Source organism: Streptomyces sp. NPDC045695 (assembly GCF_056432025.1).
Genome location: NZ_JBWKJU010000009.1, coordinates 277729 through 300996 on the forward strand (window position 1 = coordinate 277729; position 23268 = coordinate 300996).

22 protein-coding genes and 1 riboswitch are annotated in these 23268 nt (G+C 73.8%); of the genes, 12 read left to right on the plus strand and 10 right to left on the minus strand.

Annotated features, from left to right (window positions below; all coding sequences use genetic code 11):
• Positions 1 to 152: 152 nt before the first annotated feature.
• Together ftsL and rsmH are read right to left on the minus strand one after the other, a co-directional pair.
• A complete protein-coding gene (gene ftsL / locus AC07DU_RS18770; RefSeq protein WP_479112377.1) occupies positions 153 to 689 on the minus strand; it encodes a cell division protein FtsL in 537 nt (178 codons plus the stop codon).
• On the minus strand, positions 686 to 1645 hold the full coding sequence (gene rsmH / locus AC07DU_RS18775; RefSeq protein ID WP_366868553.1) for a 16S rRNA (cytosine(1402)-N(4))-methyltransferase RsmH: 960 nt from the start codon (positions 1643 to 1645) through the stop codon (positions 686 to 688). Before rsmH ends, ftsL begins: the two co-directional genes overlap by 4 nt.
• A gap of 474 nt (positions 1646 to 2119) precedes the next feature.
• Between rsmH and AC07DU_RS18780 the strand changes: the two genes are divergently transcribed.
• The 4 genes from AC07DU_RS18780 (at position 2120) to AC07DU_RS18795 (ending at position 7629) form a co-directional block, all read left to right on the plus strand.
• A complete protein-coding gene (locus AC07DU_RS18780) occupies positions 2120 to 2671 on the plus strand; it encodes a beta-class carbonic anhydrase (RefSeq protein ID WP_360901018.1) in 552 nt (183 codons plus the stop codon).
• Positions 2672 to 2807: 136 nt separating this feature from the next.
• Positions 2808 to 3818 carry an AAA family ATPase gene (locus AC07DU_RS18785; RefSeq protein ID WP_453374780.1) on the plus strand — a complete coding sequence of 337 codons (1011 nt, stop codon included), beginning with the start codon at positions 2808 to 2810 and terminating at the stop codon, positions 3816 to 3818.
• Positions 3818 to 5218 (plus strand): DUF58 domain-containing protein, encoded by a 1401-nt coding sequence (locus AC07DU_RS18790; RefSeq protein WP_479032648.1) that lies wholly within the window; start codon positions 3818 to 3820, stop codon positions 5216 to 5218. Before AC07DU_RS18785 ends, AC07DU_RS18790 begins: the two co-directional genes overlap by 1 nt.
• The gene (locus tag AC07DU_RS18795) at positions 5215 to 7629 is read left to right on the plus strand and encodes a transglutaminase TgpA family protein (RefSeq protein ID WP_479112379.1); all 2415 of its coding nucleotides are present in this window, start codon (positions 5215 to 5217) and stop codon (positions 7627 to 7629) included. The genes AC07DU_RS18790 and AC07DU_RS18795 overlap by 4 nt, the downstream gene beginning before the upstream one ends.
• A gap of 472 nt (positions 7630 to 8101) precedes the next feature.
• Here the strand turns inward: AC07DU_RS18795 and AC07DU_RS18800 are convergent, their stop codons facing one another.
• The 3 genes from AC07DU_RS18800 to AC07DU_RS18810 are packed head-to-tail and all read right to left on the minus strand — an operon-like array spanning position 8102 to position 11700.
• Entirely contained in the window at positions 8102 to 8731 is a 630-nt protein-coding gene (locus AC07DU_RS18800) for a TetR/AcrR family transcriptional regulator (protein ID WP_360901031.1), read from the minus strand.
• A 28-nt stretch (positions 8732 to 8759) separates the two neighbouring features.
• Positions 8760 to 10847, minus strand: coding sequence for a YhgE/Pip family protein (locus AC07DU_RS18805; RefSeq protein WP_479112381.1), 2088 nt, complete (start codon positions 10845 to 10847; stop codon positions 8760 to 8762).
• Positions 10819 to 11700: an ATP-binding cassette domain-containing protein gene (locus AC07DU_RS18810; protein ID WP_479112383.1), complete on the minus strand. Its 882-nt coding sequence runs from the start codon at positions 11698 to 11700 to the stop codon at positions 10819 to 10821. The genes AC07DU_RS18805 and AC07DU_RS18810 overlap by 29 nt, the downstream gene beginning before the upstream one ends.
• Positions 11701 to 11894: 194 nt before the next feature.
• On the opposite strand from AC07DU_RS18810, the gene AC07DU_RS18815 reads away from it, so the two are divergent.
• The 5 genes from AC07DU_RS18815 (at position 11895) to AC07DU_RS18835 (ending at position 16151) form a co-directional block, all read left to right on the plus strand.
• Positions 11895 to 12389 carry an SAV_6107 family HEPN domain-containing protein gene (locus tag AC07DU_RS18815; protein WP_360901040.1) on the plus strand — a complete coding sequence of 165 codons (495 nt, stop codon included), beginning with the start codon at positions 11895 to 11897 and terminating at the stop codon, positions 12387 to 12389.
• Between the two features lie 133 nt (positions 12390 to 12522).
• Entirely contained in the window at positions 12523 to 13281 is a 759-nt protein-coding gene (locus AC07DU_RS18820; RefSeq protein ID WP_479032635.1) for a methyltransferase, read from the plus strand.
• 267 nt (positions 13282 to 13548) lie between these two features.
• Positions 13549 to 13950: a DUF3040 domain-containing protein gene (locus AC07DU_RS18825; RefSeq protein WP_360901046.1), complete on the plus strand. Its 402-nt coding sequence runs from the start codon at positions 13549 to 13551 to the stop codon at positions 13948 to 13950.
• A 94-nt stretch (positions 13951 to 14044) separates the two neighbouring features.
• On the plus strand, positions 14045 to 14671 hold the full coding sequence (locus AC07DU_RS18830; RefSeq protein WP_453289529.1) for a DUF4126 domain-containing protein: 627 nt from the start codon (positions 14045 to 14047) through the stop codon (positions 14669 to 14671).
• 49 nt (positions 14672 to 14720) lie between these two features.
• Positions 14721 to 16151, plus strand: coding sequence for a phytoene desaturase family protein (locus AC07DU_RS18835; protein WP_479112386.1), 1431 nt, complete (start codon positions 14721 to 14723; stop codon positions 16149 to 16151).
• A gap of 32 nt (positions 16152 to 16183) precedes the next feature.
• Here the strand turns inward: AC07DU_RS18835 and AC07DU_RS18840 are convergent, their stop codons facing one another.
• From AC07DU_RS18840 to AC07DU_RS18860, 5 genes are all read right to left on the minus strand, one after another.
• On the minus strand, positions 16184 to 17056 hold the full coding sequence (locus tag AC07DU_RS18840) for a hypothetical protein (RefSeq protein WP_479032627.1): 873 nt from the start codon (positions 17054 to 17056) through the stop codon (positions 16184 to 16186).
• Positions 17057 to 17107: 51 nt separating this feature from the next.
• The gene (metF, locus tag AC07DU_RS18845; RefSeq protein WP_360901058.1) at positions 17108 to 18022 is read right to left on the minus strand and encodes a methylenetetrahydrofolate reductase [NAD(P)H]; all 915 of its coding nucleotides are present in this window, start codon (positions 18020 to 18022) and stop codon (positions 17108 to 17110) included.
• Positions 18023 to 18132: 110 nt separating this feature from the next.
• Entirely contained in the window at positions 18133 to 18771 is a 639-nt protein-coding gene (gene thiE, locus AC07DU_RS18850; protein ID WP_479112388.1) for a thiamine phosphate synthase, read from the minus strand.
• Between the two features lie 102 nt (positions 18772 to 18873).
• Positions 18874 to 19239: an Rv2175c family DNA-binding protein gene (locus tag AC07DU_RS18855; protein WP_479032624.1), complete on the minus strand. Its 366-nt coding sequence runs from the start codon at positions 19237 to 19239 to the stop codon at positions 18874 to 18876.
• Between the two features lie 117 nt (positions 19240 to 19356).
• The gene (locus tag AC07DU_RS18860) at positions 19357 to 20583 is read right to left on the minus strand and encodes an NAD(P)/FAD-dependent oxidoreductase (protein ID WP_479112390.1); all 1227 of its coding nucleotides are present in this window, start codon (positions 20581 to 20583) and stop codon (positions 19357 to 19359) included.
• A gap of 81 nt (positions 20584 to 20664) precedes the next feature.
• A riboswitch (TPP riboswitch) is annotated at positions 20665 to 20776 on the plus strand.
• Here AC07DU_RS18860 and thiO point away from each other — a divergent pair.
• From thiO to AC07DU_RS18875, 3 genes are all read left to right on the plus strand, one after another.
• Entirely contained in the window at positions 20774 to 21967 is a 1194-nt protein-coding gene (gene thiO, locus AC07DU_RS18865; RefSeq protein WP_479032620.1) for a glycine oxidase ThiO, read from the plus strand. It overlaps the preceding riboswitch by 3 nt.
• Positions 21964 to 22164, plus strand: a complete 201-nt coding sequence (gene thiS / locus AC07DU_RS18870) for a sulfur carrier protein ThiS (protein WP_479112392.1) — start codon at positions 21964 to 21966, stop codon at positions 22162 to 22164. Before thiO ends, thiS begins: the two co-directional genes overlap by 4 nt.
• A 5-nt stretch (positions 22165 to 22169) precedes the next feature.
• Positions 22170 to 22964 carry a thiazole synthase gene (locus tag AC07DU_RS18875; RefSeq protein WP_479112397.1) on the plus strand — a complete coding sequence of 265 codons (795 nt, stop codon included), beginning with the start codon at positions 22170 to 22172 and terminating at the stop codon, positions 22962 to 22964.
• The last annotated feature ends 304 nt before the right edge of the window (positions 22965 to 23268 follow it).

Genomic DNA, 23268 nt, shown 5'->3' on the forward strand with positions numbered 1-23268 from the left:
CTGGAGGGTGCGGCGGGGCCGGGTGATTCAGCCCCGTCGGCGTGTGAGGCGCGGGGGTCCGGGGGCGGAGCCCCCGGCGGGTCCGGGCGGCGCCCGGGGAACGGAGGAAGGGTGGGGTGGGGAAGGGCCCCGCAGGGGTCCGCGTCACGACGTCACCGACCTGGGTTGGGGGTGGGCTGCTGCTGCGAAGGCTGGGTCTGGGGCGGCGCGGCGGCCGCCGAGGGCTGGGCGGGGGCGGCCGGGCTCTGCGAAGCCGACGGCGGCGCGGGCGGTTCCGCCGCCACCGCCGTGCCCGCGACCTTGCCGTCGGGGCCGATGAAGACCGGGCTGCCGCCCGGGACCAGGCCCAGCTCCTGCGCCCGCCGCTGCAACGCGTCGGGGGCCGAGTAGGCGTCCACGTCGCGCTGCAGCGCCTGCTCCTCGTCCGTGAGGACGGTGGTCTCCTTCTTCAGCTTGGTCAGCTGGAAGGAGCCCTCGTTCAGGGCCGAGTTCAGCAGCAGCAGGCTGATCAGGCCGCCGCCGAGCAGCGCCACCACGAGCAGGACGAACGGCATCCGCGCGGCCTGCCCCCCGGGACGCGGCCTGGCGGGCCGGGCGGCCCGGACCGGCCGCGCGCCGAGCGCCCGGCCGAGACGGGCCGCCCGGCCGCGGGTGAGCGTGGCGAACTTGCCGGTCCCGGCCTTGGTCACAGCCGCGCCTCCCGGATGCGTTCGACGCCGCGGAACCTCGCCGGGGCGGCCCGCCGGTTCTCGGCGATCTCCTCCTCGGTCGGCAGCTCCGCACCGCGCGTCAGCAGCTTCAGCTTCGGCTGGTACTTCTCCGGGACCACCGGCAGCCCGGGCGGCGCCGTGGAGGCCGCGCCCGCCGCGAAGACCTGCTTGACCAGCCGGTCCTCCAGCGAGTGGTACGAGAGCACGGCGATCCGGCCGCCGACCGCGATCCGGTCCACCGCCGCCGGAATGGCCTTCTCCAGCCCGGACAGCTCTCCGTTGACCTCGATCCGCAGCGCCTGGAAGGTGCGCTTCGCCGGGTTGCCGCCGGTGCGCTTCGCCGCCTGCGGCAGGGCGTCACGGATCAGTTCCACGAGCCGGGCGCTGTTGGAGAACGGCTCCTTCTCCCGCTCCCGGACGATCGCGGACACGATCCGCTTGGCCTGCTTCTCCTCGCCGTACTGGCGCAGGATCCGTACGAGCTCGCCGGGCGCGTAGGTGTTCAGGACCTCGGCGGCGCTGATCCCCGTCGTCTGGTCCATCCGCATGTCCAGCGGCGCGTCCTGCGCGTAGGCGAACCCGCGGTCGGCCTCGTCGAGCTGCATGGAGGAGACGCCGAGGTCGAAGAGGATGCCCTGGACGGTCGGGATGCCGAGCCCGTCCAGTACCTCGGCCAGGTCGGCGTAGATCGCGTGGACGAGGGTGGCCCGCTCCCCGAAGGGCGCGAGGCGCTCGCCGGAGAGCCGCAGGGCTTCCTTGTCGCGGTCGAGGCCGATCAGGTGGGCCTCGGGGAACCGGGTCAGCAGGGCCTCGCTGTGGCCGCCGAGGCCGAGGGTGCAGTCGACGACGACGGCCCCCGGCCTCTCCAGCGCCGGGGCCAACAGGTCCAGGCACCGCTGGAGCATCACCGGGACATGTCGGGACTCGCTAGTCAAAGCGCCCTCTCAGATAACGGCGCGGCAGGCGTACGCCGCGCCGCGCACGCGGAGTGTTACCAAGGGGCCGGGCGGCCGGGCTAAGCGGTCTCCGGGAGTGGGGTGCGCTTCCGCGTCGTCCGGTGCGGTGCCTCGGCGTGCTGCCGCATCACCCGTGTACTGGACGTACTCGGGCGATGCGGCGGTGCGGCGAGGTGCCGTGCCGGGCGGCGCGGAGACGTGCCCCACTCCCAGAGACCGCTTAAGGGCCGGGCTCCGGCCGGTTCGCGTCACTTTAGTGCAACGGTCGCCGCGGTCAACGAACCGCCCCGCGCGCCGTGCGCCCCTCTCGGACCCAACCGGCAAAACGCGCGAATCACCCGGACGGCCGCCCCGCCCCCACTCCTGTGGGTTAGCTCACAACAAGCCTCGTTGTCGTTCTTTGTCCACACTCACGCAAGGCCTTTACCTGCTGTGACCACTAACGTCGTACCCATGACGACTTCCGCATCCCTCCCCGCAGAGTCCGCGCCCGAGGCCCCCCGCGGCGGATCCGTCACGGACCGGCTGGTCGCGGCGAACGAGCGCTACGCGGCGCAGTTCTCCGACCCCGGCATGGACGCCCGCCCCGTTCTCCAGGTGGCCGTCGTGGCCTGTATGGACGCCCGCCTCGACCTCCACGCCGCCCTCGGCCTGCAGCTCGGCGACTGTCACACGATCCGCAACGCCGGTGGCGTGGTCACCGACGACACCATCCGCTCCCTCACCATCAGCCAGCGGGCCCTCGGCACCCGCACGGTGATACTGATCCACCACACCGGCTGCGGTCTCGAAAGCCTGACCGAGGACTTCCGGCACGAGCTGGAGGACGAGGTCGGCCAGCGTCCGGCCTGGGCCGTGGAGGCCTTCCGGGACGTGGACCAGGACGTCCGGCAGTCCATGCAGCGGGTTCGCACCAACCCCTTCCTGCCCCACAAGGACGATGTGCGAGGCTTCGTCTTCGATGTGCACACCGGGCTCCTGCGGGAGATCGATCCCAGCTCTTGAGTGACACAAGGCCGTAACGCCGTCAAGAATGCGGGGTGGCACCACCCGGGATCCCCCGGGTCCGGTGTCCGTGTTTCGGGGTGGGCCGGTCATGCGCCAAGGGCGTCGGCCCTGGGAATGGGCCGAGGAGAACCAGGTGACGACGTATGACGACCGAGCGAGCCTCGCGGATCTGACCAGCACGGTGGAGCGGGTGCGCCAGTCGGTCGAGAGCGTGATCGAGGGCAAGCCCGAGGTCGTACGCCTCGCGCTGACCGTGCTCCTCGCCGAGGGGCACCTGCTGATCGAGGACGTGCCGGGCGTCGGCAAGACGATGCTGGCCAAGACGCTCGCGAAGTCCATCGACTGTTCGGTCCAGCGCATCCAGTTCACCCCGGACCTGCTGCCCTCCGACATCACCGGTGTCAGCATCTACGACCAGCAGCGCCGCGAGTTCGAGTTCAAGCCGGGCGCGATCTTCGCGCAGATCGTCATCGGCGACGAGATCAACCGCGCCTCGCCGAAGACCCAGTCCGCGCTGCTGGAGTCGATGGAGGAGCGCCAGGTCACCATCGACGGCACCACGTACACGCTGCCGACCCCCTTCATGGTCGTCGCCACCCAGAACCCGGTGGAGATGGAGGGCACCTATCCGCTGCCCGAGGCGCAGCGCGACCGCTTCATGGCCCGCGTCTCGGTCGGCTACCCCAGCCCCGACGCCGAGCTCCAGATGCTCGACGTGCACGGCGGGCTCTCCCCGCTCGACGACCTGACGGCCGTCGCGCACGCCCACGAGATCGTCAAGCTCATCGAGGCGGTCCGCGAGGTGTACGTGGCCGAGCCCGTCAAGCGGTACGTCGTCGACCTGGTCGCCGCCACCCGCAGCCACCCCGACCTGCGCCTGGGCGCCTCGCCCCGCGCCACCCTGCACCTGCTGCGCGCCGTGAAGGCCTCCGCCGCGCTGTCCGGCCGCGACTACGTCCTGCCCGACGACGTCCAGGCGCTGGCCGCGCCCGTCCTCGCGCACCGGCTGCTGGTGTCCGCGCAGGCCCAGCTGGCCCGGCGCAGCGCCGAGCAGGTCGTCCACGACATCCTCCAGCGCACCCCCGTCCCCGCCGCGCACTCCCGCGGCGAGATGCCGCCCGGCGCGGGCATCCGGGGCTTCTGATGGGCGCCGGTGCCCCGCGCGGCGCCGGCGGGCCGGGTGGTACGGGTCAGGGCGGGGACGGCGGGCTGCGCGCGTCGCTGTCCGGGCTGACCACCCGCGGCCGCTCGTTCCTGGCCGCCGGGATCGCCGCAGCGGGCTGCGCGTACGTCCTGGGCCAGGGCGAACTGCTGCGCGTCGGCCTGCTGCTCGCCGCCCTGCCGCTGATCTGCGTCTACGCCCTGCACCGCACCCGCTACCGGGTCTCCGGCAGCCGCCGGCTGACCCCGGGACGGGTGCCGGCGGGCGCCGAGGCCCGCGTTCAGCTGCGCATGGACAACGTCTCCCGGCTGCCCACCGGCCTGCTGATGCTCCAGGACCGGGTGCCCTACGTCCTGGGCCCGCGGCCCCGCTTCGTCCTGGACCGGGTCGAGCCGGGCGGCCGCCGCGACGTGTCCTACCGGGTCCGCTCCGACCTGCGCGGCCGCTACCCGCTGGGGCCGCTCCAGCTGCGGCTGTCCGACCCCTTCGGGCTGGTCGAGCTGACCCGCTCGTTCAGCACCTACGACACCCTCACCGTCATCCCGCGCACCGAGCCGCTGCCGCCGCTGCGCCTGGCCGGCGAGTCCAACGGCTACGGCGACGGCAGCCGCCGCTCGCTGGCCCTGGCCGGCGACGACGACGTGATCCCGCGCGGCTACCGGCGCGGCGACGACCTGCGCCGGGTGCACTGGCGCTCCACCGCCCGCTACGGCGAGCTGATGGTCCGCCGCGAGGAACAGCCGCAGCGCAGCAAGGCCACGGTCCTGCTCGACACCCGGCGCCTGGCCTACGACGGCGCGGGTCCCGACTCCGCCTTCGAGTGGGCCGTCTCGGCGGCCGCCTCCAGCCTGCTGCACGTGCTGGAGCAGGGCTTCTCGGTACGGCTCCTCATGGACACCGGGGACTCGGTGCCCGGGGGCGGCGGCGGTTTCGAGAGCAGGGGCGCCTCCGGCGGCGGCCAGGAGTCCGCGGAGGCCGCCGGGCTGATGATGGACACCCTCGCGGTGGTCGGGCACTCCGACGGAGCGGGCCTCTCGCGGGCCTACGACGCGGTGCGCAGAGGCGGGGGCGGTTTCGCCGGGACCGGCGGTGACGGGCTCCTCATCGCCTTCTTCGGCGACCTGGACGACGTACAGACGGAACTGGCGGCCCGGATGCGCCAGCGCGCCGGGGGCGCCGTGGCCTTCGTACTGGACTCCGCGGCCTGGGGCGGCCAGCCCGCGCCGGGCCATGCGGTGGCCCCGTTGGAGGAGCGGCTGCACAGGCTGCGCGACGCGGGCTGGACGGCGCTGGCCGCCGCGCCCGGGGTGGCGTTCGGCGAGCTGTGGCGACAGGCGGGGACCGCGGGCCTCGGTACGGGAACTTCCGGAGGTCGGGCATGAGCGGGCGGGCGAAACTGACGCTGTTCGCGGCACTGGCGACGCTGCTCACCGCGTGGTCGCTGACCCCGCTGGTCGACACCTCCGCCTGGCTCCTGAAGGCGGCGCCGCTGCTCGCCCTGCAGAGCGCCGTGGGCGCGGGGGCCCGGCGGGTGCCGCTGGGCCGGTCGCTGACCGTGGCGGCCCAGCTGCTCGTGTCGTTGGTGCTGCTCGCGTTCTTCTTCGGCGGCAAGGCCGAGTCCGGCGGGACCGGCCCGATGGCTTATCTGGTGACCGATTTCGGCGCGCTGTTCGTGCAGGGCGCCCAGGACGTGGGCGAGTTCGCGATACCGGCTCCGCCGACGGACGGCATCCAGCTGCTGCTGGTTTCCGGGGTGCTCGTGATCGGGCTGCTCGTGGACGCGCTGGCGGTGACCCTGCGGACGGCCGCCGCGGCGGGGCTGCCGCTGCTCGCCCTGTACTCGGTGGCCGCGGGCCTGGCGGGCGGCGGTGAGGCCTCCTGGTTCTCCTTCCTGCTGGCGGGCTCCGGCTACCTGATGATGCTGCTGGCCGAGGGCCGCGACCGGCTCGCCCAATGGGGCCGGGTCTTCGGCGCGGCCCCGCGCGGCCGTGCCTCGGCCGACTCCGGCCTGAGCTCCGCCCAGGGCGGCCAGGCGATGGCCCCGGTGCGGGCCGGCCGCCGGATCGGCGCGGCGGCCCTCGGGCTGGCGCTGGCGGTGCCGATGGCGCTGCCCGCGCTCGGCGGCGGGATGCTGGGCGCGCGGGACGGCGGCGAGGACGGCAGCGGGCCGGGCGGGACGATCTCGGCGGTCAACCCGCTGGTCTCCCTGCAGAGCAATCTGAACACCCAGGACAACCGGGTGGTGCTCAAGTACCGCACGGACAGCCCGCAGCAGAGCGAGCAGTACCTGCGGTTCGTGGCGCTGGACGAGTTCAACGGCGTCAAGTGGGAGGCCTCCGGGCGTGCCCTGACCGACGTACCGGAGCGGCTGCCCAATCCGCCCGGGCTCAGTGACCAGGTCCGCGTCTCCGCGTCGGAGGTGCGCACCAGCATCTCGGCGGCGGACAACTACACCCAGCGCTACCTCCCCATGCCGTATCCGGCGACCGGGGTGGAGATCGGCGGGAAGTGGCGGTTCGAACCGGCCGGCCGGACCCTGGTCGGGGACCAGATGGGCAGGGAGAAGTTCCAGAACGTCCAGGGGGCGCAGTACACGGTGCGCAGTCTGCTGCTGAAGCCGACGGCGCAGCAGCTGCAGAAGGCCCCCGAGCCGAATCCGGCGATCCGCGAGGAGTACACGCGGGTGCCGGACAACCTGCCGCCGGTGGTCGCCGAGACGGCCCGCCAGGTCACCCAGGGGTCGAGGGACGATTACTCGCGTGCGGTGAAGCTGCAGGACTACTTCGCCGTGAACGGCGGGTTCCGCTACAACACGCGGACGGCCTCGGGTACGGGTCCGCAGGCGGTGGCCCGGTTCCTCGCCGACAAGGAGGGCTTCTGCATCCACTTCGCGTTCTCGATGGCGGCGATGTCCCGCTCGCTGGGCATCCCGGCGCGGGTGGCGGTGGGCTTCACGCCCGGCGAGAAGCAGTCGGACGGCAGCGTGAACGTGACGATGCGCGACGCGCACGCCTGGCCGGAGCTGTACTTCGAGGGCGTGGGCTGGACGCGGTTCGAGCCGACGCCGCGGGCGGGCATCAACGTGCCGGACTACTCCCGGGCGCAGGCCCCGGCGGCCCAGCCGTCCGCGCCGGCGCCGCTGCCCTCGCAGTCCGCGGCGCAGCCGAGTGCGGCTCCGTCGAAGTCCGAGGCCTGCCCGCCGGCGCTGAAGAAGCTCGGCGAGTGCGGGGCGGCCGCGGCCGCGCAGGGCGCCTCCGGCGACGACGGGCCGTCGGTGACGACGGTCCTCGGCTGGGCGGCGGCCGTGGTGGCGGTACTGGGCCTGCCCCTGCTCCCGCTGCTGTGGCGCAGCAGGCTGCGCGCCCGACGGCTGGGCACCGGGAAGGTCCTGCACGCCTGGCGGGAGCTGGGCGACGCCGCGTGGGACGTGGGGGTGGCCCCGGACGAGGCGCTGTCCCCGCGCCGGGCGGCCGCGCGGATGGCGGACCTGGGCGCGCTGGAGCCGGAGGCCGCGCAGGCGGTGCACCGTGTCGCGGGCGCCGTGGAACGGGCCCTGTACGCGCCCCCCGGCGCGCAGGTCTCGTACGACGGCCTCGCGCAGGACGTGCTGCTGGCCCGCGCGGGGCTGCTGGCCGCGGTGGGCCGGGCGGCCCGGGTGCGCGCGCTGCTCCTGCCGCGCTCGCTGGCCCGCCTCTCCTGGGCGGCAGCGGCCCGCTGGTCCTCGCTCGCCGCGGCGGTCTCGGCCCGGGCGACCGCCGTCCGCCTCCGGCTCCCCCTCCGCAACCGCGGCTGAGGGAGCCCTGCGGGGCGGAGCCCCGATCTCCAGCCCCGCCGGCGTTTGAGGCGCGGGGTCCGGGGCGGAGCCCCGCTCTTTCAGCCCCGCTGGCGATTGAGGCGCGGGGCTCGGGGCGGAGCCCCGGTCTTTCGGCCGGACGGCGACGGGGGCGCGGGGACGCACGGCCCGCAGCAACGCCCGGCCCCGACCGCCGAACCCGCGGACGCGCAAACGCGGCGAGGCTCGATCCCCCCGAGCCCCGCCGCGCAGGCGTACCACGTCACGGCGGAGGAACCCGGTCCGCTCCGCAGCCCCGTGTCGGCGGTGCGGACCAGGCCTCCGTCCGTTGCCCCCATTCTGGCGTCCGCGCAGGTGGGGGCCCATCCGCGCGCGTACTCATTTCCGTGCCTAGGTACGGATACTCAGCCGCCGCGGCAGGCCCCACCAGTTGTACGGCCTGCGCAGCAGCCACGGCACCGCCGACTGGGGGTCAGTGCCCGCTGACGCGCCCCCGCAGCAGCAGCGACAGCGCCGAGTGGACGTCGTCCAGGGACCGCTCGCTCTGGAAGGACTGCCAGTCCAGCGCGGCCACCAGCACCATCCCGACCATCGCGGCCGCCGTCAGCGGCACGTCGATCTCGGCGCTCAGCTCGCTCCGTTCCACGCCCTCGCGCAGCACCTTCTCCACCACGGCCACCGCCTCCTGCCGGACCACCATCAGCGTGGACTGCCACGCCCTGTTGGTCCGCCACAGCTCGGCGACGTACAGCTGGGTGAAGGCCGGGTACCGGTCGATGAAGACGAGACCGGCCCGGATCATGGCGTCGAGCGCCTCGACGCGCGTGCCGCCCCGCGCCTCCGTCGACTCCGCCGCCTCCCGCAGGGACGCGGTCAGCAGCCCGACGCCGTGCCGCAGCAGCTCCTCGAAGAGGTCGTTCTTGCTCGCGAAGTTGTAGTAGACGGTGCCCTTCGCGACGCCGGCCCGTTCCGCGATCTCGTCGACCGTGGTCGCGGAGAAGCCCTGCTCGGCGATGAGGGTCACGGCTGCTTCGTAGAGCTTCTGCCGGGTGGCCTGCCGGCGGGCTCCGCCGGTACCCGTACCGGTGCTACTGCGTTCCATGGCGCTGATTGTCACAGGTCACACGTCCCTACAGGCTCAGTTCGGGGTGCAGCCGGTCCATGGTCCACACCTGCTTGCCGCGCGCGGCGAGGGCGGTGAGGCCGAGGGCGCCCGCGGTGAAGGCCACCAGGACCGCGGCGCCCTGCCAGACCGAGGTGAGGTCGCCGCCGGTGATCAGGTGGCGCAGGCCCTCGACGACGTACGACATCGGCAGGTACGGGTGGACGGCGTTGAAGAAGCCGGGGCTGGTCTGTACGGGGTAGGTGCCGCCCGCCGAGGTCAGCTGGAGCATCAGGACGGCGAGGACCAGGATCCGTCCGGCGGCGCCGAACTTGGCGTTCAGCCACTGGACGATCGCCGCGAAGCAGCCGGTGACCAGCATCAGGAAGCCGATGGTCAGGGCCGGGTGGGCCATCTCCAGGCCGAGGCCCCAGTGCAGTACGGACATCAGCAGGCCCACCTGCGCGGCGCCGAGGCCCGCCACCGGCAGCCAGCCGGCGAGGGCGACCCGCCAGGGGGAGGCGCCCGCGGCCAGGGCCCGGCGGTTGAGCGGGGTGATCAGCATGTAGGCGACCATCGCGCCGACCCAGAGGGAGAGCGGGATGAAGTAGGGGGCGAAGCCGGTGCCGTAGTTGGGGGCCTTGTGCAGGGACTGGTTGGCGAGCCGGATCGGGTCGGCCATGACCTCGGTGCGGGTGTCGCGCTGCTGCTGGTCGTAGTCGGGGATCTTGCCGGCGCCCTCGTGCAGACCGCCGGCGAGGTCACCGGTGCCGTCGACGAGCTTGTACATCCCGCCGTCGAGGGTGTGGGCGCCGTCGCCGAGCTTGCCGACGCCTTCGTTGATGGCGCCGGAGCCGGTGGTGGCGCTGCCGAGGCCGGTGTGCAACTGGGCCATGCCCGTGGCGACCTTGTGGGCGCCGCTGTTGAGGGCGTTGACCTTGGCGACGGCCGCGTCGAGGTCCCCCGCGAGCTGGGGGGCCTTGACGACCAGCTCGCGGGCCTTGTTCTCCAGGTCGGTCAGCTGGGTGCGGAGCTTGGTGACGTCGCCGTTGGCGTTCTTGACCAGGGTGTTGACGTCGCCGGTGAGTTCGGCGGCCTCGGCCGCGTCGTCCTTGACCTTCTTCAGGTCGGGGCAGGAGGCCAGGTGCGGCTCCATGCCCGGGGTGACGCAGTGCCGGGTGTAGTAGGCGTCGGCGCCCGCGGAGGCCTTCTTGGCTGCCGCCGCGGCGGCCGGGGCCTTCTCGGAGAAGGTGTTCAGGTGGTTCTTCACCACGCCCGCGGTGTCGGCGACCAGCTCGGCGGTGTCCGCCAGGTTCTTGGGGTCCTTGACGAAGGGGCGGGCCTTGTCGGCGGCCCCGTTGACCTTGTCGGCGAGGGTCTGGGTGCCGTCCGCGACGTCCTTCGAGCCGGTCTCCAGCTTGGCCGCGGCCGAGTTGAGCTTCTTCAGGCCGCTGTTGAGCTCGCCGGTCTTCTCCTCGGCCGTGTCGAGGCCGTCGGCGAGCTCCTTCGCGCCCTCCTTGGCCTTGCCCGCGCCGTCCTTGAGCTTGTCGGCGCCGTCGGCCGCCTCGGCGGTCTTGTCGTGCAGGTCGGAGAAGTTGACGAAGATCTTGTCGAGGAAGCCGCGGGAGGCGTTGGTGGACGCCGCCGAGCGGACCTCGGAGAAGACGGTGCGCGAGATCGAGCCGACGATGTAGTTGTTGGCGTCGTTGGTGCGGACCTGGAGCGCCCCGGTGGCGGGGTCGTCGCCGGAGCTGGAGGCGATCTTCGCGCTGAAGTCGGCGGGCATCGTCAGGGTCAGGTAGTACGTGCCGTTCTCCAGACCCTCGGCCGCCTCCTTGGCGCTCACCTCGCGCCAGTCGAAGGTCTTGCTGTCGCGGAGCTTCTTGGTGATCTCCCCGCCCGCGTCGAGGTGCTTGCCGTCCACGGTCGTGCCGCGGTCGGCGTTGACGAGGGCCACGGGCACCTTGTCGAGGCGGCCGTACGGGTCCCAGAAGGACCAGAGGTACAGGGCCCCGTAGAGCAGCGGCAGCAGGATGAGCGCGACGAGAGCGGCCCGGGGCAGCTTCCCCCGCCCGAACCGCTTCAGCTCAAGCGCGGCCAGCTTCGGCGAGCGCATCGTCCGCCCCCTTCGTGTCGTCGTGACCGGCATCCGCGTCCGTGTCCGTGCCGGTGCCGGTGTCGGTGTCGTTCTTCGTGCCGGCGTCGCTCTTCGCGTCGGCGTCGCTCTTCGTGCCGGCGTCCTTCTTCGTGCTGGCGTCCGGGGCGTCGGGGTCCTTCGGGCAGGTCCGCAGGACGACCGCGTCGGCGGGCGCCTCGCTGCACACGGCGAGGACGGTGGTCCCGCGGGCGGCGATCGAGCGGAGCAGGTCCCAGGCCTCGGTGCGCTCGGTGTCCGAGAGCTTCAGGTCGAGGTCGTCCAGGGCCAGCAGGCGCGGGGATCCGAGCAGGGCGATGGCGATGGACAGCCGTACGGCCTCCAGGCGCTCCAGGTCCCGTACGGAGGTGCGCGGGCCCTTGGGCAGCGCGGCGAGGTCGAGTCCGGCGGCGGCGAGGGCCGCGTCGATCCGGGCCTTCGCATGGGCGCGGCGCTCGGCCCGGGGCCGCAGCAGGGCGCGGACCGGTGCGTCGTAGCGGCGCTGGAGCAGGGCGCCTTCGCGCAGCTGTTCGGCGACGGTGAGGGCCTGGTCGAGGTCGTTGACGCCGGGGACCGGGCCGAGGGCGGCGATGCGGCGGACCGCGGCCATCTTCTTCGGCAGCCGGTGGCGGCCGATCTCGGCGTGGCCCCGGGTGGGCTTCATCCGCCCGGTGAGAGCGAGGAGCAGGCAGGTCCGGCCGCTGCCGGAGGGGCCTTCGACCGCGATGAGCGAGCCGGGCGCCGCGTCGATGCCCACCCCCCGGAAGGCCCAGCCGCGCGGGCCCTTGAGTCCGAAGTCCTCGGCTTTGACGGCCGCGCCGTGCGGGCTGTCCACGCCGTCCCCCTTCTTTTTGAACTGACCGGTCAGTTCAAAAACTAGCATCCTTCGGCGCACCGGGCGCGCAGAAGGGGGCAGTTGGCCGGAAATTTCCGGGCGACTGTCGGGCACACCACCGCAAAACAGCAGGTCAGCGCGATTGTCAGTGGCCCCCGTCACGATGGGGGCAACGCATCGACAGGAGGTTCGTCATGGCCACACCGTCCCCGTCCCCTGTCCACCCCGTCCTCCGCAGGTCGACGGCCCCTCCGGCCGCAATCGACCTGCTCGACAAGGCCCGCGACGGCCTGGCCGAGGCCGCCCGGCTGACCCGGCCCAACGAGCGGTACGCCACCGCCCACCTCGCCGCACTGCGCACCGCCGCGGCCGTGCTCGCCGCGCGCGGGAGGCCCGAACCGGTGCACCCGCGGCGTCGGCCCCGGATCCGCAGCGCGTGGGAGGTGCTGCCGGAGATAGCGCCGGAGCTGGCCGAGTGGAGCGCCCTCTTCGCCTCCGGCGCCGCCCGCCGGGCCCGGGCCGAGGCGGGGATAGCGGACGCGGCGAGCTGCCGGGACGCGGACGATCTGGTGCGGGCCGTCTCGATGTTCCTGCGCCTGGTGGAGCGGATGCTGGACGTGCGGACACCTCCTCGGACGCTGCCGCAGACCGTGCCCCAGCCCCGTCCGGAGCATCCGGACGCGGGGTGACCTCCCGGACGGCGTAGGGGTGTGCGGTGGATCGGGGCCGAGCCGGGCCCGGCCGTGATCCGCCGTACTTCCCCCCAGGCAATAGGGTGGGGCACGGACCGTTCTCCCTTACCCCGCCGAGGAGCCATCAGCCGTGTCGGACACTTCCCGCCCCCGTGCCTCCCTTCGCACCGCCGTGGTGTGGGAGGTCCTCAAGGAGGCGCTCGACCGCCGGGTGAAGGCGACCGGGCGGGACGTGCTGGACGTGCTCGACACCGGCGGCGGCACCGGCAAGTTCGCCGTGCCGGTGGCCCGCCTGGGCCACCGGGTCACCGTGGTCGACCCCAGCCCGAACGCACTGTTCGGACTGGAGCGCCGGGTGGCCGAGGCCGGCGTGGCCGACCTGGTCCGCGGCGTCCAGGGTGACGCCCAGGGTCTGCTGGAGGTCGTCGACCGCGACGCGTACGACGTAGTGCTGTGCCACGGCGTGCTGGAGTACGTGGACGACCCGGCCGAGGGCGTGGCCAACACGGTGGCGGCCCTGCGCTCCGGCGGCACGCTCAGCCTGCTGGCCGCCGGCCTCGGCGGGGCCGTGCTCGCCCGCGCGCTGGCCGGGCACTTCACGGAGGCCCGTACCGCCCTCACCGACCCGGCAGGCCGCTGGGGCTCCGGCGACCCGGTTCCGCGCCGCTTCACCGCCGAACAGCTCTCCGAGCTGGTCGCGGAGGCCGGCCTGGCAGTCGGCGCCGTGCACGGCGTGCGGATCTTCGCCGACCTCGTGCCGGGGGTCCTGGTGGACACCGAGCCGGGCGCGGTCGAGGCGCTGCTGCGCCTGGAGGAGGCCGCCGCGGAGCTGCCCGCCTTCCACGCGGTGGCCACGCAGCTGCACGTGCTGGGCGAGAAGCGGGCCTGAACTGCGGGCTTCCGGGTGCGGAGTCGGCCACACACCCTCCGATCCGGCGCTGTGCCCCGTATGATCAGGGCAGTGACCGGCATGGTGGACGGACCATTGGGGAATAACGGCCTCAGTGACCGCTCCCGCGGCGGTACGGTTCTGCGCAAGGTTTTGCTTTTTGGAACGCAGGCGTAGAGGGCGGGTGTCACGGGGGCGATTCCCCGCCTATCCTGAAGGGGACCCCTGGTCGCTACCCCCCGCGACCGACGGATGAGGAGGACTCCCGTGCCGCTCTCGGAGCACGAGCAGCGAATGCTCGAGCAGATGGAGCGAGCGCTGTACGCCGAAGATCCCAAGTTCGCGACAGCGCTTGAGGGAAGCGGACTGCGTACGTACACCCGGCGACGGGTCTACCAGGCAGTCGCAGGCATTGTGGTGGGTATCGCGCTCCTCATGACCGGTGTGATCATTCCGAACGTGCTCTGGATCAGCGTGGTGGGGTTCCTCGTCATGCTGGGCTGTACGGTCCTCGTGGTCACCGGTTGGCGCAAGGCACCCAAGCCTGGCGAGCAGCCCGTCTCCGGCAGTGCAGGCGGTTCGGCCCGAGGGCAGAACCGGCAGCGTCGGTCGATGATGACCCGTATCGAGGAGCGGTGGCAGCGCCGCCGTGACGAGCAGGGGCAGTAGCAGCCCCCGACATCGTGAGTGAGGGGACGGCCGCTTCCGCGCGGCCGTCCCCTCACTGCTCTGCTCCCCGCGCCGCGTACGGCATGATGATCCAATGAGTGTGCTCCCCCTGGTCTTCACCAGCGGCTGGGCCAGTGGGATCAACGCCTACGCCGTGGTCCTCCTGCTCGGCGTCTTCGGCCGGACCGGCCTGACCGACGAGGTCCCCACCTCGCTCCAGCGCACCGACGTGCTGATCGTCGCGGCGGTGCTGTTCCTCTGCGAGGCCGTCGCCGACAAGGTCCCGTACGTGGACTCGATATGGGACGCCGTCCACACCGTGGTCCGCCCGGTGTCCGGTGCGGTGATCGGCGCGCTGCTGGCCGGGCAGAGCGGCTCGCTCTCCGACATCACGGCCGGCGCCATCGGCGGCTCGACCGCGCTGGCCAGCCATTTCGTCAAGGCCGGCACCAGGATGGCCATCAACACCTCGCCCGAGCCGTTCACCAATGTGGCGGTGAGCATCGCCGAGGACCTCGGGGTGGCCGGTCTCGTCACCTTCGCGATGTTCAACCCCGAGGCCGCCGCGGTCATCGCGGCCGTCCTGCTGGCCATCGGGCTGGCGATACTGGTCTTCCTCTGGAGCCGGATCCGCCGCTTCCTGCGCCGCCGGGCCCAGCGCCGCGAGGAGAAGCGCCTCGCCGCCGAGGCCCGCGAGGCCACCGGGGCCCCACCCCGCTGAGCCCCCACCCCCGCTGAGCAGGGGGCACCCCCTCGATAGGCTCGGCCGCATGGCACGAATTGCGGTGATCGGCGCCGGCATGGGCGCGATGGCGACGGCGGCCCGGCTGGCCGTGGCAGGGCACCGGGTGACGGTGTACGAGCGCGGGGCGACCTACGGCGGAGCCGTGGGCCGCTACGAGCGCGAGGGCTTCGCCTTCGACACCGGGCCCGGGCTGCTGCACCTGCCCGCCGTCTACCGCGACCTGTTCGTGAAGACCGGCAAGCGCTCCCTGGAGGACTGCGTCGACCTGGTCCAGGTGGACCCGGCCGTCCGGCACGTCCTGCCCGGTCACGGCGTCGACGTCACGCTCCCGGGCGCCTCGCGCGGCGGTGTCGCCGCCGCCCTGGACTCCGCCTTCGGCCCGGGTGCGGGCGAGCGCTGGAACGCCGTGCTCGGCCGGGCGCGTGACGCCTGGGACGCCACCCGCCGGCCGCTGCTGGAGGAACCGCTGCGGGCCGGTGCCCGGCAGTCGCTCGGCGGCGACCCGTACCCGGCCCTGCGCAGGAGCGGCCTGCTGCGCCGCCGCACGCCCACCCTCGCCGAGGTGGCCGGCCGGGAGCTGGGCGGCGGGCTCGGTGAGCTCCTGACCGGCCTGGTGGGTGCCTACGGGATCGACCCGGCCACCGCGCCGGGCTCGGCGGCCGTGCTGCCGTACATGGAGCAGACCTTCGGCAGCTGGTACGTGCGGGGCGGGTTGCGGGCGCTGGCCACCGCCGTGTACGAGCGCTGCCTGGAGCGGAGGGTCGCCTTCGTCTTCGGCGCGGACGTGCGGGACGTCCTGGTCCGGGACGGCCGGGCGGCCGGGCTGCTGCTGGCCGACGGCACCGAGGCGGCCGCCGACTTCGTGGTCTGCGGGATCGACCCCCGGCAGCTGCCGGCCGGTTCCCTTCCCTGGCCGCCGGACGCGGTTCCCGCCCGCGGGGCCGACGTGCCCGGCCGGATCACGCTCCTGCTCGCGCTGCGCGGGGCCCGCCCCGCGTCGGCCGTCCACCGCACACTGGTCCACACGCCCGGAGCCCAGGTGACCGTCATGCGCCCGGACGACCCGGCGACCCGGCCCGACGAGGAGCACGAGGCGGTCACGGTGAGCGCCGTGTGCGGGCCCGGCGCCGACCGGCCCGGGCCCGGGCCCGAGGAGCTGCTGAACCTCGCGGAGAACGCCGTCCAGGGGCTGCGGGAACGGCTGTTGTGGCAGGAGGTGCGCACCCCGGCCGACGTCGAGGCCGCGACCGGCGCGCTGGGCGGCGCGGTGCCCCCGCCCGCCCTCGCCGGAGCCGGGGGCCGGCTGCTGCACCCCGCGAACACCACGGCCGTGCCCGGGCTCTACCTGGCGGGCGGCTGGGCGCACCCCGGCGGCGGGCTCGCGCACGCCGGGATGACCGGGGCCCTGGTGGCCGGGCTGATCGTGGAGGGCGCGGAGTTCCGCGGCTCGCAGTGACCCGGCCCCGGCCGCGCGGCCGGGGCCACCGCCTAGTAGCGGTACTGCTCGTACTCGCCCTGCTGGGGGTAGGGGTACTGCTGCGGCGGCTCGGGCTGCTCCTCCGCCGGATAGGGCTGGGCGGCCCCGTCGGTGGACCGCTGCTGCGGGACCCAGACCCCGCCGGGCGGGGTGTCCGTGGCGTACTGCTGCTGCCCGTAGTCGGGGTACGGGGTGTAGTCGTACGACGGTGAGGGTGCGACGCCGCCGCCGATGTACGGGTCCGAGTAGGCGGCGTAGACCTGCTGCTGCTCACCCGTCTGGTAGCCGGCGGAGTAGTCGTAGCCTCCGGAGCCGGCCTGGCCCTGCGGGTCGTAGTAGGCCGCGTACTGGTGGGCGTCCTGCTCGGCCGTGCCGAACGGCGAGGCGAAGCCCGCCGTCTGGGACGGGTCGGGGGCGGACGTGAAGCTCTGGATCCCGTAGGAACCGGTGTCCTCGGGTACCGGCTGCGGGCTGTAGACCTCGTCGGCCGCGGCCTCGAACTGTCCTTGGTCCACGGGCTCGTGCGCGCTCTCGTACTCCAGCGCCGTGACCTCCAGGGCCGGTTCCGGCTGGGCGGGGCCGCCGGAGCGGCGCCGGCGCGACTGCCGGGTCTGCCGTACGGGTTTCCCGCCGCGGCGCAGCGCCCAGCCGGCGACGAAGCCCTTGCGGAAGGAGAGGGTCACCAGCGTCTGGCCCACGGCGAAGGCCGCAGCGCCCATGCCGATGACCGCCACCGACGGCAGGATCACCCCGCCGACCACGCCGAGGAAGCCCGCGAAGGCGAGCAGGCGCCAGCGGAGCCGGGCCTTGTACTGCATCAGGACCTCGGCGAGCAGCCACAGCGCGACGAAGCCGAACGCGATGTAGAGGACCGTCATTCCCATGCATGGCACCTCTCGGTACGGCCGACCGCCCGGGACATGGGGGCCTGCCGGTCAGGCCCGCTGGTGCAGGCCCAGGTTCTCGTAGATTTCGAGAGTCGCCGTGGAATTGTTCAGCGTGATGAAGTGCAGCCCCGGGACACCCTCGGACAGCAGCCGCGCGCAGAACTCCGTGGCGAACTCGATGCCAATGGAGCGTACAGCGGCCGGGTCGTCCTTGACCGCGAGCATGCGTTCTTTCACGTCCGCGGGGAAGACCGCGTTGCTGAGCTGGGGCAGCCGGTCGAGCTGCTTGATCGCCACAACGGGCATGACCTCGGGGATGATCGGGGTCTCGCAGCCCGCCTTCTCGACGCTGTCGCGCAGCCGCAGATATTTCTCCGGATCGAAGAACATCTGGGTGATCGCGTAGTCGGCACCGGCGCGGCACTTGTCCACGAAGTGCCGGATGTCCGTGTCCCAGTCCGTCGAGCGCGGGTGCATCTCGGGGAAGGCGGCGACGCCGACGCAGAAGTCGCCGGACTCCTTGACCAGGCGGACCAGGTCGGCGGCGTAGTGCACGCCCTCGGGGTGCGGCACCCAGTCGCCCATCGGGTCGCCCGGCGGGTCTCCGCGCACGACGAGCATGTTGCGGATCCCGGCGTCGGCGAACTGGCCGATGACGTTGCGCAACTCGGCGACCGAGTGGTCCACGGCGGTGAGGTGCGCGACGGGGGTCAGGGTGGTGTCCGCCGCGATCTCCTGGGTGGCCTTGACGGTGCCGCCGCGGGTGGAGCCGCCGGCTCCATAGGTCACCGAGACGAAGCTGGGGGATACCGCCTCGACCCTGCGCAGGGCGTTCCAGAGGTTGCGTTCGCCCTTCTCCGTCTTCGGCGCCCAGAACTCGAAGGAGTAGGAGCGCCCGGACGCGAGGAGGTCGCGGACCGTGTGTGCACGATCCGACCAGGTGGAAGCGGTACCAGAGGCCATGGGGGCAGGTTAGACGCGGCCCGGCGGACACCGAAGCGCTGTCCGCCTTTTGGACACGTTTTTGGACACTCGGCGGCACGGGCCCGGCTCAGCCGGGACGGGCCCCCGGCTCAGCCGAGGCGGGCCCGGATCCGCTTGGCCAGCTCCGCGGCGGCCGCGCCGGGGTCGAGGGCCTCGGTGAGGGCGCGGACGACCACGACGCGGGTGGCGCCGGCGTCCAGCACCTCGTCCAGGTTGGAGCTGTCGATGCCGCCGATGGCGAACCAGGGGCGGTCCTGCTCCAGGGAGGCCGCGTACCGGACCAGCCCCAGACCGGGCGCGTGGCGGCCGGGCTTGGTGGGGGTGGGCCAGCAGGGGCCGGTGCAGAAGTAGTCGACGCCGGGCTCGGCCACGGCCGCGTCGACCTCGGACTCGGCGTGGCAGGACCGGCCGACCAGGACCTGCTGGCCGAGGATGGCGCGGGCCGCCGGGACGGGGATGTCTCCCTGGCCGAGGTGCAGGACGTCGGAGCCGATGGCGTGCGCGACGTCGGCGCGGTCGTTCACGGCGAGGAGCTTGCCGTGGCGGCGGGCGGCCTCCGCGAAGACCTGGAGGTGTTCGAGCTCCTCGCCCGCCTCCATGCCCTTGTCGCGGAGCTGGACGATGTCCACGCCGCCGGCCAGGACGGCGTCGAGGAACTGAGGGAGGTCACCCTGCCGCTTGCGGGCGTCCGTGCACAGGTAGAGCCGGGTGTCGGACAGCTGCTGCATGGGTGTACCCCCCGTGGTGGAGGCGGTGTACGGGCCTGCGGGGCCCGTACACCGCGGTGGAGCGGATGGAGCGGTGGAGCTGTGGAGCGGGTGCGGATCAGGTCAGAGCGCGAGCGCCTGAGCCCGGCGCTTCACCTCCGTGCCGCGATTCTCGCGCAGCGCCTGCACGGGGGTGCCGGGCAGGGTCGGGTCCTCGGTGAAGAGCCATTCCAGGATCTCCTCCTCGGTGAAGCGGTCGTCGCGCAGCACGGTCAGCAGACCGACCAGCCCCTTGACGACCTTGTCGCCGTCGATGAAGGGGGCCGGCACCTGCAGGGAGCGGTTCTCGCCCCGGCGTACGGCGATCAGCTGCCCTTCCTTGACCATCTGGCGGACCCGGGTCACCTCGATGTGGAGCATCTCCGCGATGTCGGGGAGGTACAGCCACGAGGGGACGAGGGCATCGATCTTTGCGTCAATCTCGGTCACGGGAACAAGCCTGCCATCTCGGATCCGCCGCCGGTACCTGGGTGACCCCGTCCGGGTCACCGGGGCGGGTCCTGCGGTCGTGCCGGCTCAGGCAGTGGCGGGTCGGGCCGTGCCGGGTCAGGCCGTGGCGGACTTCAGCGCGACGGCCGGGTCGCCCGCCTTGGCGGGGTCCAGCGCGACCCCCGTCTCGATCAGGCGCCGGCCCTGCGCCAGGTCGCGCGGGCGGCCCACGGCCAGCACCGCCACCAGCGCACCGTCCCGCAGCCAGCACACCGACCAGGCCGGCCCGGCCGGGTCCCCGCGCCAGAGCAGGGTGTCCGCCCCGCCGTGGTGCCCGGCGTACTGCACGAAGCGCCCGAACTGCTCCGACCAGAAGTACGGGACCGGGTCGTACGCCTGGACCGGCCCCGCGGCCCCGGCCAGGACGTTCGCCGCGACCGCCCGCGGCCCCTGGAGCGCGTTGTCCCAGTGGTGGACGAGCAGCCGCGTCCCGTACCGCCCGGACGGGAAGGACGCGCAGTCGCCGACCGCGTACACCCCGGGCAGGGTGGTCCGCAGGTAGGCGTCGGCCGTGATCGAGCCGTCGGGGCCCAGCTCCACGCCGGTGCCGGCCAGCCAGGCGGTGGCGGGTCGCGCGCCGATGCCCACGACGACCGCGTCGGCGGGCAGCGTGCGGCCGTCCGCCAGCAGGACCCGGCCCTCCTCGACCCCGGCGACCTTCGCGCCGGTGATCAGCCCGGCGCCCGCCTCCTCGTACCACCGGGCCATCGGTGCGGCGACCTCCGCGGGCAGCGCCCCCGCCAGTACCCGGTCGGCCGCCTCGACCACGGTCACCGCGCAGCCCGCCTCCCGGGCCGCGGTGGCGAACTCGGCGCCGATCCAGCCCGCTCCGACGACCACGACCGAGGGTGCCTGGGCCAGGACCGGGCGCAGCCGCTGCGCGTCGTCCAGGGTCCGCAGCAGGTGGACGCCCGGGACCCCCTCGGTGCCGGGCAGGGTCAGCGGCTGCGCGCCCGTCGCCAGTACGAGGACCCCGTAGGGGACCGGGCCCGCCTCGGTGTCCAGCTCGCGGTCGGCGGCCCGCAGCCCGGTGACCTCCGTCCCGAGCCTGAGCCCGATGCCGAGCCCTTCGAAATCCACGTCGAAGGCGGAGTCCTCGGCCTTGCCGAGCAGCACCGCCTTGGACAGCGGGGGCCGGTCGTACGGCTGGTGGGGTTCGGCTCCCAGCAGGGTCACGGGGCCGGTGAAGCCCTGCTCCCGCAGGGCCACCGCGGTCTGCACCCCGGCCATTCCGGCGCCGACGATCACGACGCCGCGCTGATTCTGTTCCGTCTGCTCGCTCACCCGGCCACCCTAATCACCTGACGCTCCGTCAGGAATAGGTGCCGCCTTACCGGCCGTCGGGAGCCGGGTTAGTCTGGCCACCGTACCTATCGCGGGAGTCCGGCGCACCGGGCTGAGAGGGAGGCTGGCCGGCCTCCGACCGTACGAACCTGATCCGGGTCATGCCGGCGAAGGGAGGGGCTGGACGCCCATGCACGCATCTCGAAGGGGATCCGCCGACGGATCCGCCGGGGGATCCGACGCGCTCGTCATCGGTGGCGGGATCATCGGCCTGGTCACCGCCTGGCGGGCCGCGGCGCGCGGACTGCGCACCGTACTGGCCGACCCGGCACCCGGCGGCGGCGCCGCCCAGGTCGCGGCCGGCATGCTCGCCCCCGTCACCGAACTGCACTACGGCGAGGAAGCCCTGCTGGGCCTGGGCCTCGCCTCCGCCGCGCGCTATCCCGACTTCGCCGCCGAGCTCGCCGAAGCCAGCGGCGGCATCGACATCGGCTACCGCGCCTGCGGCACCCTGTCCGTCGCCCTCGACGCCGACGACCGGCTCCACCTGCGCGAACTGCACGCCCTGCAGCGCCGCTGCGGCCTGGAGTCCGAGTGGCTCACCGGCCGCGAGTGCCGCCGCCTGGAGCCCCTGCTCGCCCCGGGCGTCCGCGGCGGCCTGCGCGTGGACGGCGACCACCAGGTCGACCCGCGCCGGCTCGCGGCCGCCCTGCTGGCCGCCTGCGAACGGGCCGGTGTGATCATCCACCGGGCGCGCGCCGAGCGGCTGCTGGTCACCGCCGACCGTGCGGCGGGCGCCCTGCTCGAGGACGGTACGCGGCTGCGCGCACACCAGGTGGTCCTCGCGGCGGGCTCCCTCAGCGGCAGGCTGGCCGGCGTACCGCCGCAGGCGGCCGTACCGGTCCGGCCGGTGAAGGGACAGGTCCTGCGGCTGACGGTGCCGCCTGCCTACGCGCCCTTCCTGTCGCGGACCGTGCGGGCCGTCGTGCGCGGCAGCCACGTCTACCTGGTGCCGCGCGAGAACGGCGAGCTCGTCGTCGGCGCCACCAGTGAGGAACTCGGCTGGGACACCACGGTCACCGCGGGCGGGGTCTACGAACTCCTGCGCGACGCCCACGAACTGGTGCCCGGCATCACCGAACTCCCGCTCACCGAGACCCGCGCGGGGCTGCGTCCCGGCTCACCCGACAACGCCCCGCTGCTGGGCCCGACCGAACTGCCGGGCCTGCACCTGGCCACCGGGCACTACCGCAACGGGGTGCTGCTCACCCCGCTCACGGGCGACGCGCTGGCGGACCTGCTGACCACCGGCGAACTGCCGCCGGTCGCCCGCCCGTTCAGCCCCCGCCGCTTCTCTGCCGCCCCCCAGGAGTCGTACGCATGACCATCTCCGTCAACGGCGAACCGCGCGAGGTCGCGGCCGGCACCACGCTCGACACGGTGGTCGCCACCCTGACCGCGGCCCCCTCGGGAGTCGCCGCCGCGCTCAACGAGACCGTGGTCCCGCGCGGGCAGTGGCCGGCCACGCCCGTCTGCGAAGGCGACCGGATCGAAATCCTCACCGCGGTCCAGGGAGGCTGAGCACCATGGCGGACGACCTCTTCACCCTCGGCGGCCGGACCTTCTCCTCCCGCCTGATCATGGGCACGGGCGGCGCCCCGAGCCTGGACGTGCTGGAGCGCGCCCTCGTCGCGTCCGGCACCGAGCTCACGACGGTGGCGATGCGGCGCCTGGACCCCACCGTCCAGGGCTCCGTCCTGTCCGTCCTGTCCAAGCTCGGAATCGCGGTCCTGCCCAACACGGCGGGCTGCTTCACCGCGGGCGAGGCCGTCCTGACGGCGCGCCTCGCGCGGGAGGCGCTCGGCACGGACTGGATCAAGCTGGAGGTGGTCGCGGACGAGCGGACCCTCCTGCCGGACGGCGTGGAACTGCTGGACGCGGCCGAGACCCTCGTGGACGAGGGCTTCACCGTCCTTCCCTACACGAACGACGACCCCGTGCTGGCCCGCAAGCTGGAGGACGCGGGCTGCGCGGCGATCATGCCGCTCGGCTCCCCCATCGGGTCGGGCATGGGCATCCGCAACCCGCACAACTTCGAACTGATCACGGAGCGGGCGGGCGTGCCGGTGATCCTCGACGCGGGGGCGGGCACCGCCTCCGACGTCGCCCTCGCGATGGAACTGGGCTGCGCGGGAGTGATGCTGGCCTCGGCGGTGACGCGGGCCCAGTCACCCGCACTGATGGCGGCGGCCATGCGGGACGCCGTCTCGGCGGGCCGCCTGGCCTTCCGCGCGGGCCGCATCCCCCAACGCCGCTTCGCGGAAGCCTCCTCCCCCACGGAGGGCCGCGCCGCCCTGGACCCGGAACGCCCGGCGTTCTGAGGCGGCGGCTCGGGCGGGGGGCTCGGCTCGGCGCGTACGACGCCACGCATGCGGGGCTTTGGGTTCGGCACGGCGTACGGACGCCACGCGTGCGGGGTTTCCGCCCCCTAGCGGGCTGAGGGGCTTGCCGGGCGGGGTCGGGGGCGGGCGGGACTCGCCGGGGGCGGTTCCTAGCTGAGGGCGGGGGCTTCGGAGGGCGGGAGCCCCGCGGGCGGGAGCCCCGCGGGCGGGAGCCCCGCGGGCGGGAGCCCCGCGGGCGGGAGCCCCGCGGGCGGGAGCCCCGCGGGCGGGAGCCCCGCGGGCG

Bases quoted from the DNA above. Each gene is read 5' to 3' on its own strand.
- AC07DU_RS18780 (WP_360901018.1), top strand. From the start codon at position 2,120: ATGACGACTTCCGCATCCCTCCCCGCAGAGTCCGCGCCCGAGGCCCCC.
- AC07DU_RS18790 (WP_479032648.1), top strand. From the start codon at position 3,818: ATGGGCGCCGGTGCCCCGCGCGGCGCCGGCGGGCCGGGTGGTACGGGT.
- AC07DU_RS18795 (WP_479112379.1), top strand. From the start codon at position 5,215: ATGAGCGGGCGGGCGAAACTGACGCTGTTCGCGGCACTGGCGACGCTG.
- AC07DU_RS18800 (WP_360901031.1), bottom strand. From the start codon at position 8,731: ATGGAACGCAGTAGCACCGGTACGGGTACCGGCGGAGCCCGCCGGCAG.
- AC07DU_RS18805 (WP_479112381.1), bottom strand. From the start codon at position 10,847: ATGCGCTCGCCGAAGCTGGCCGCGCTTGAGCTGAAGCGGTTCGGGCGG.
- AC07DU_RS18815 (WP_360901040.1), top strand. From the start codon at position 11,895: ATGGCCACACCGTCCCCGTCCCCTGTCCACCCCGTCCTCCGCAGGTCG.
- AC07DU_RS18830 (WP_453289529.1), top strand. From the start codon at position 14,045: ATGAGTGTGCTCCCCCTGGTCTTCACCAGCGGCTGGGCCAGTGGGATC.
- AC07DU_RS18835 (WP_479112386.1), top strand. From the start codon at position 14,721: ATGGCACGAATTGCGGTGATCGGCGCCGGCATGGGCGCGATGGCGACG.
- AC07DU_RS18840 (WP_479032627.1), bottom strand. From the start codon at position 17,056: ATGGGAATGACGGTCCTCTACATCGCGTTCGGCTTCGTCGCGCTGTGG.
- metF (WP_360901058.1), bottom strand. From the start codon at position 18,022: ATGGCCTCTGGTACCGCTTCCACCTGGTCGGATCGTGCACACACGGTC.
- thiE (WP_479112388.1), bottom strand. From the start codon at position 18,771: ATGCAGCAGCTGTCCGACACCCGGCTCTACCTGTGCACGGACGCCCGC.
- thiO (WP_479032620.1), top strand. From the start codon at position 20,774: ATGCACGCATCTCGAAGGGGATCCGCCGACGGATCCGCCGGGGGATCC.
- thiS (WP_479112392.1), top strand. From the start codon at position 21,964: ATGACCATCTCCGTCAACGGCGAACCGCGCGAGGTCGCGGCCGGCACC.
- AC07DU_RS18875 (WP_479112397.1), top strand. From the start codon at position 22,170: ATGGCGGACGACCTCTTCACCCTCGGCGGCCGGACCTTCTCCTCCCGC.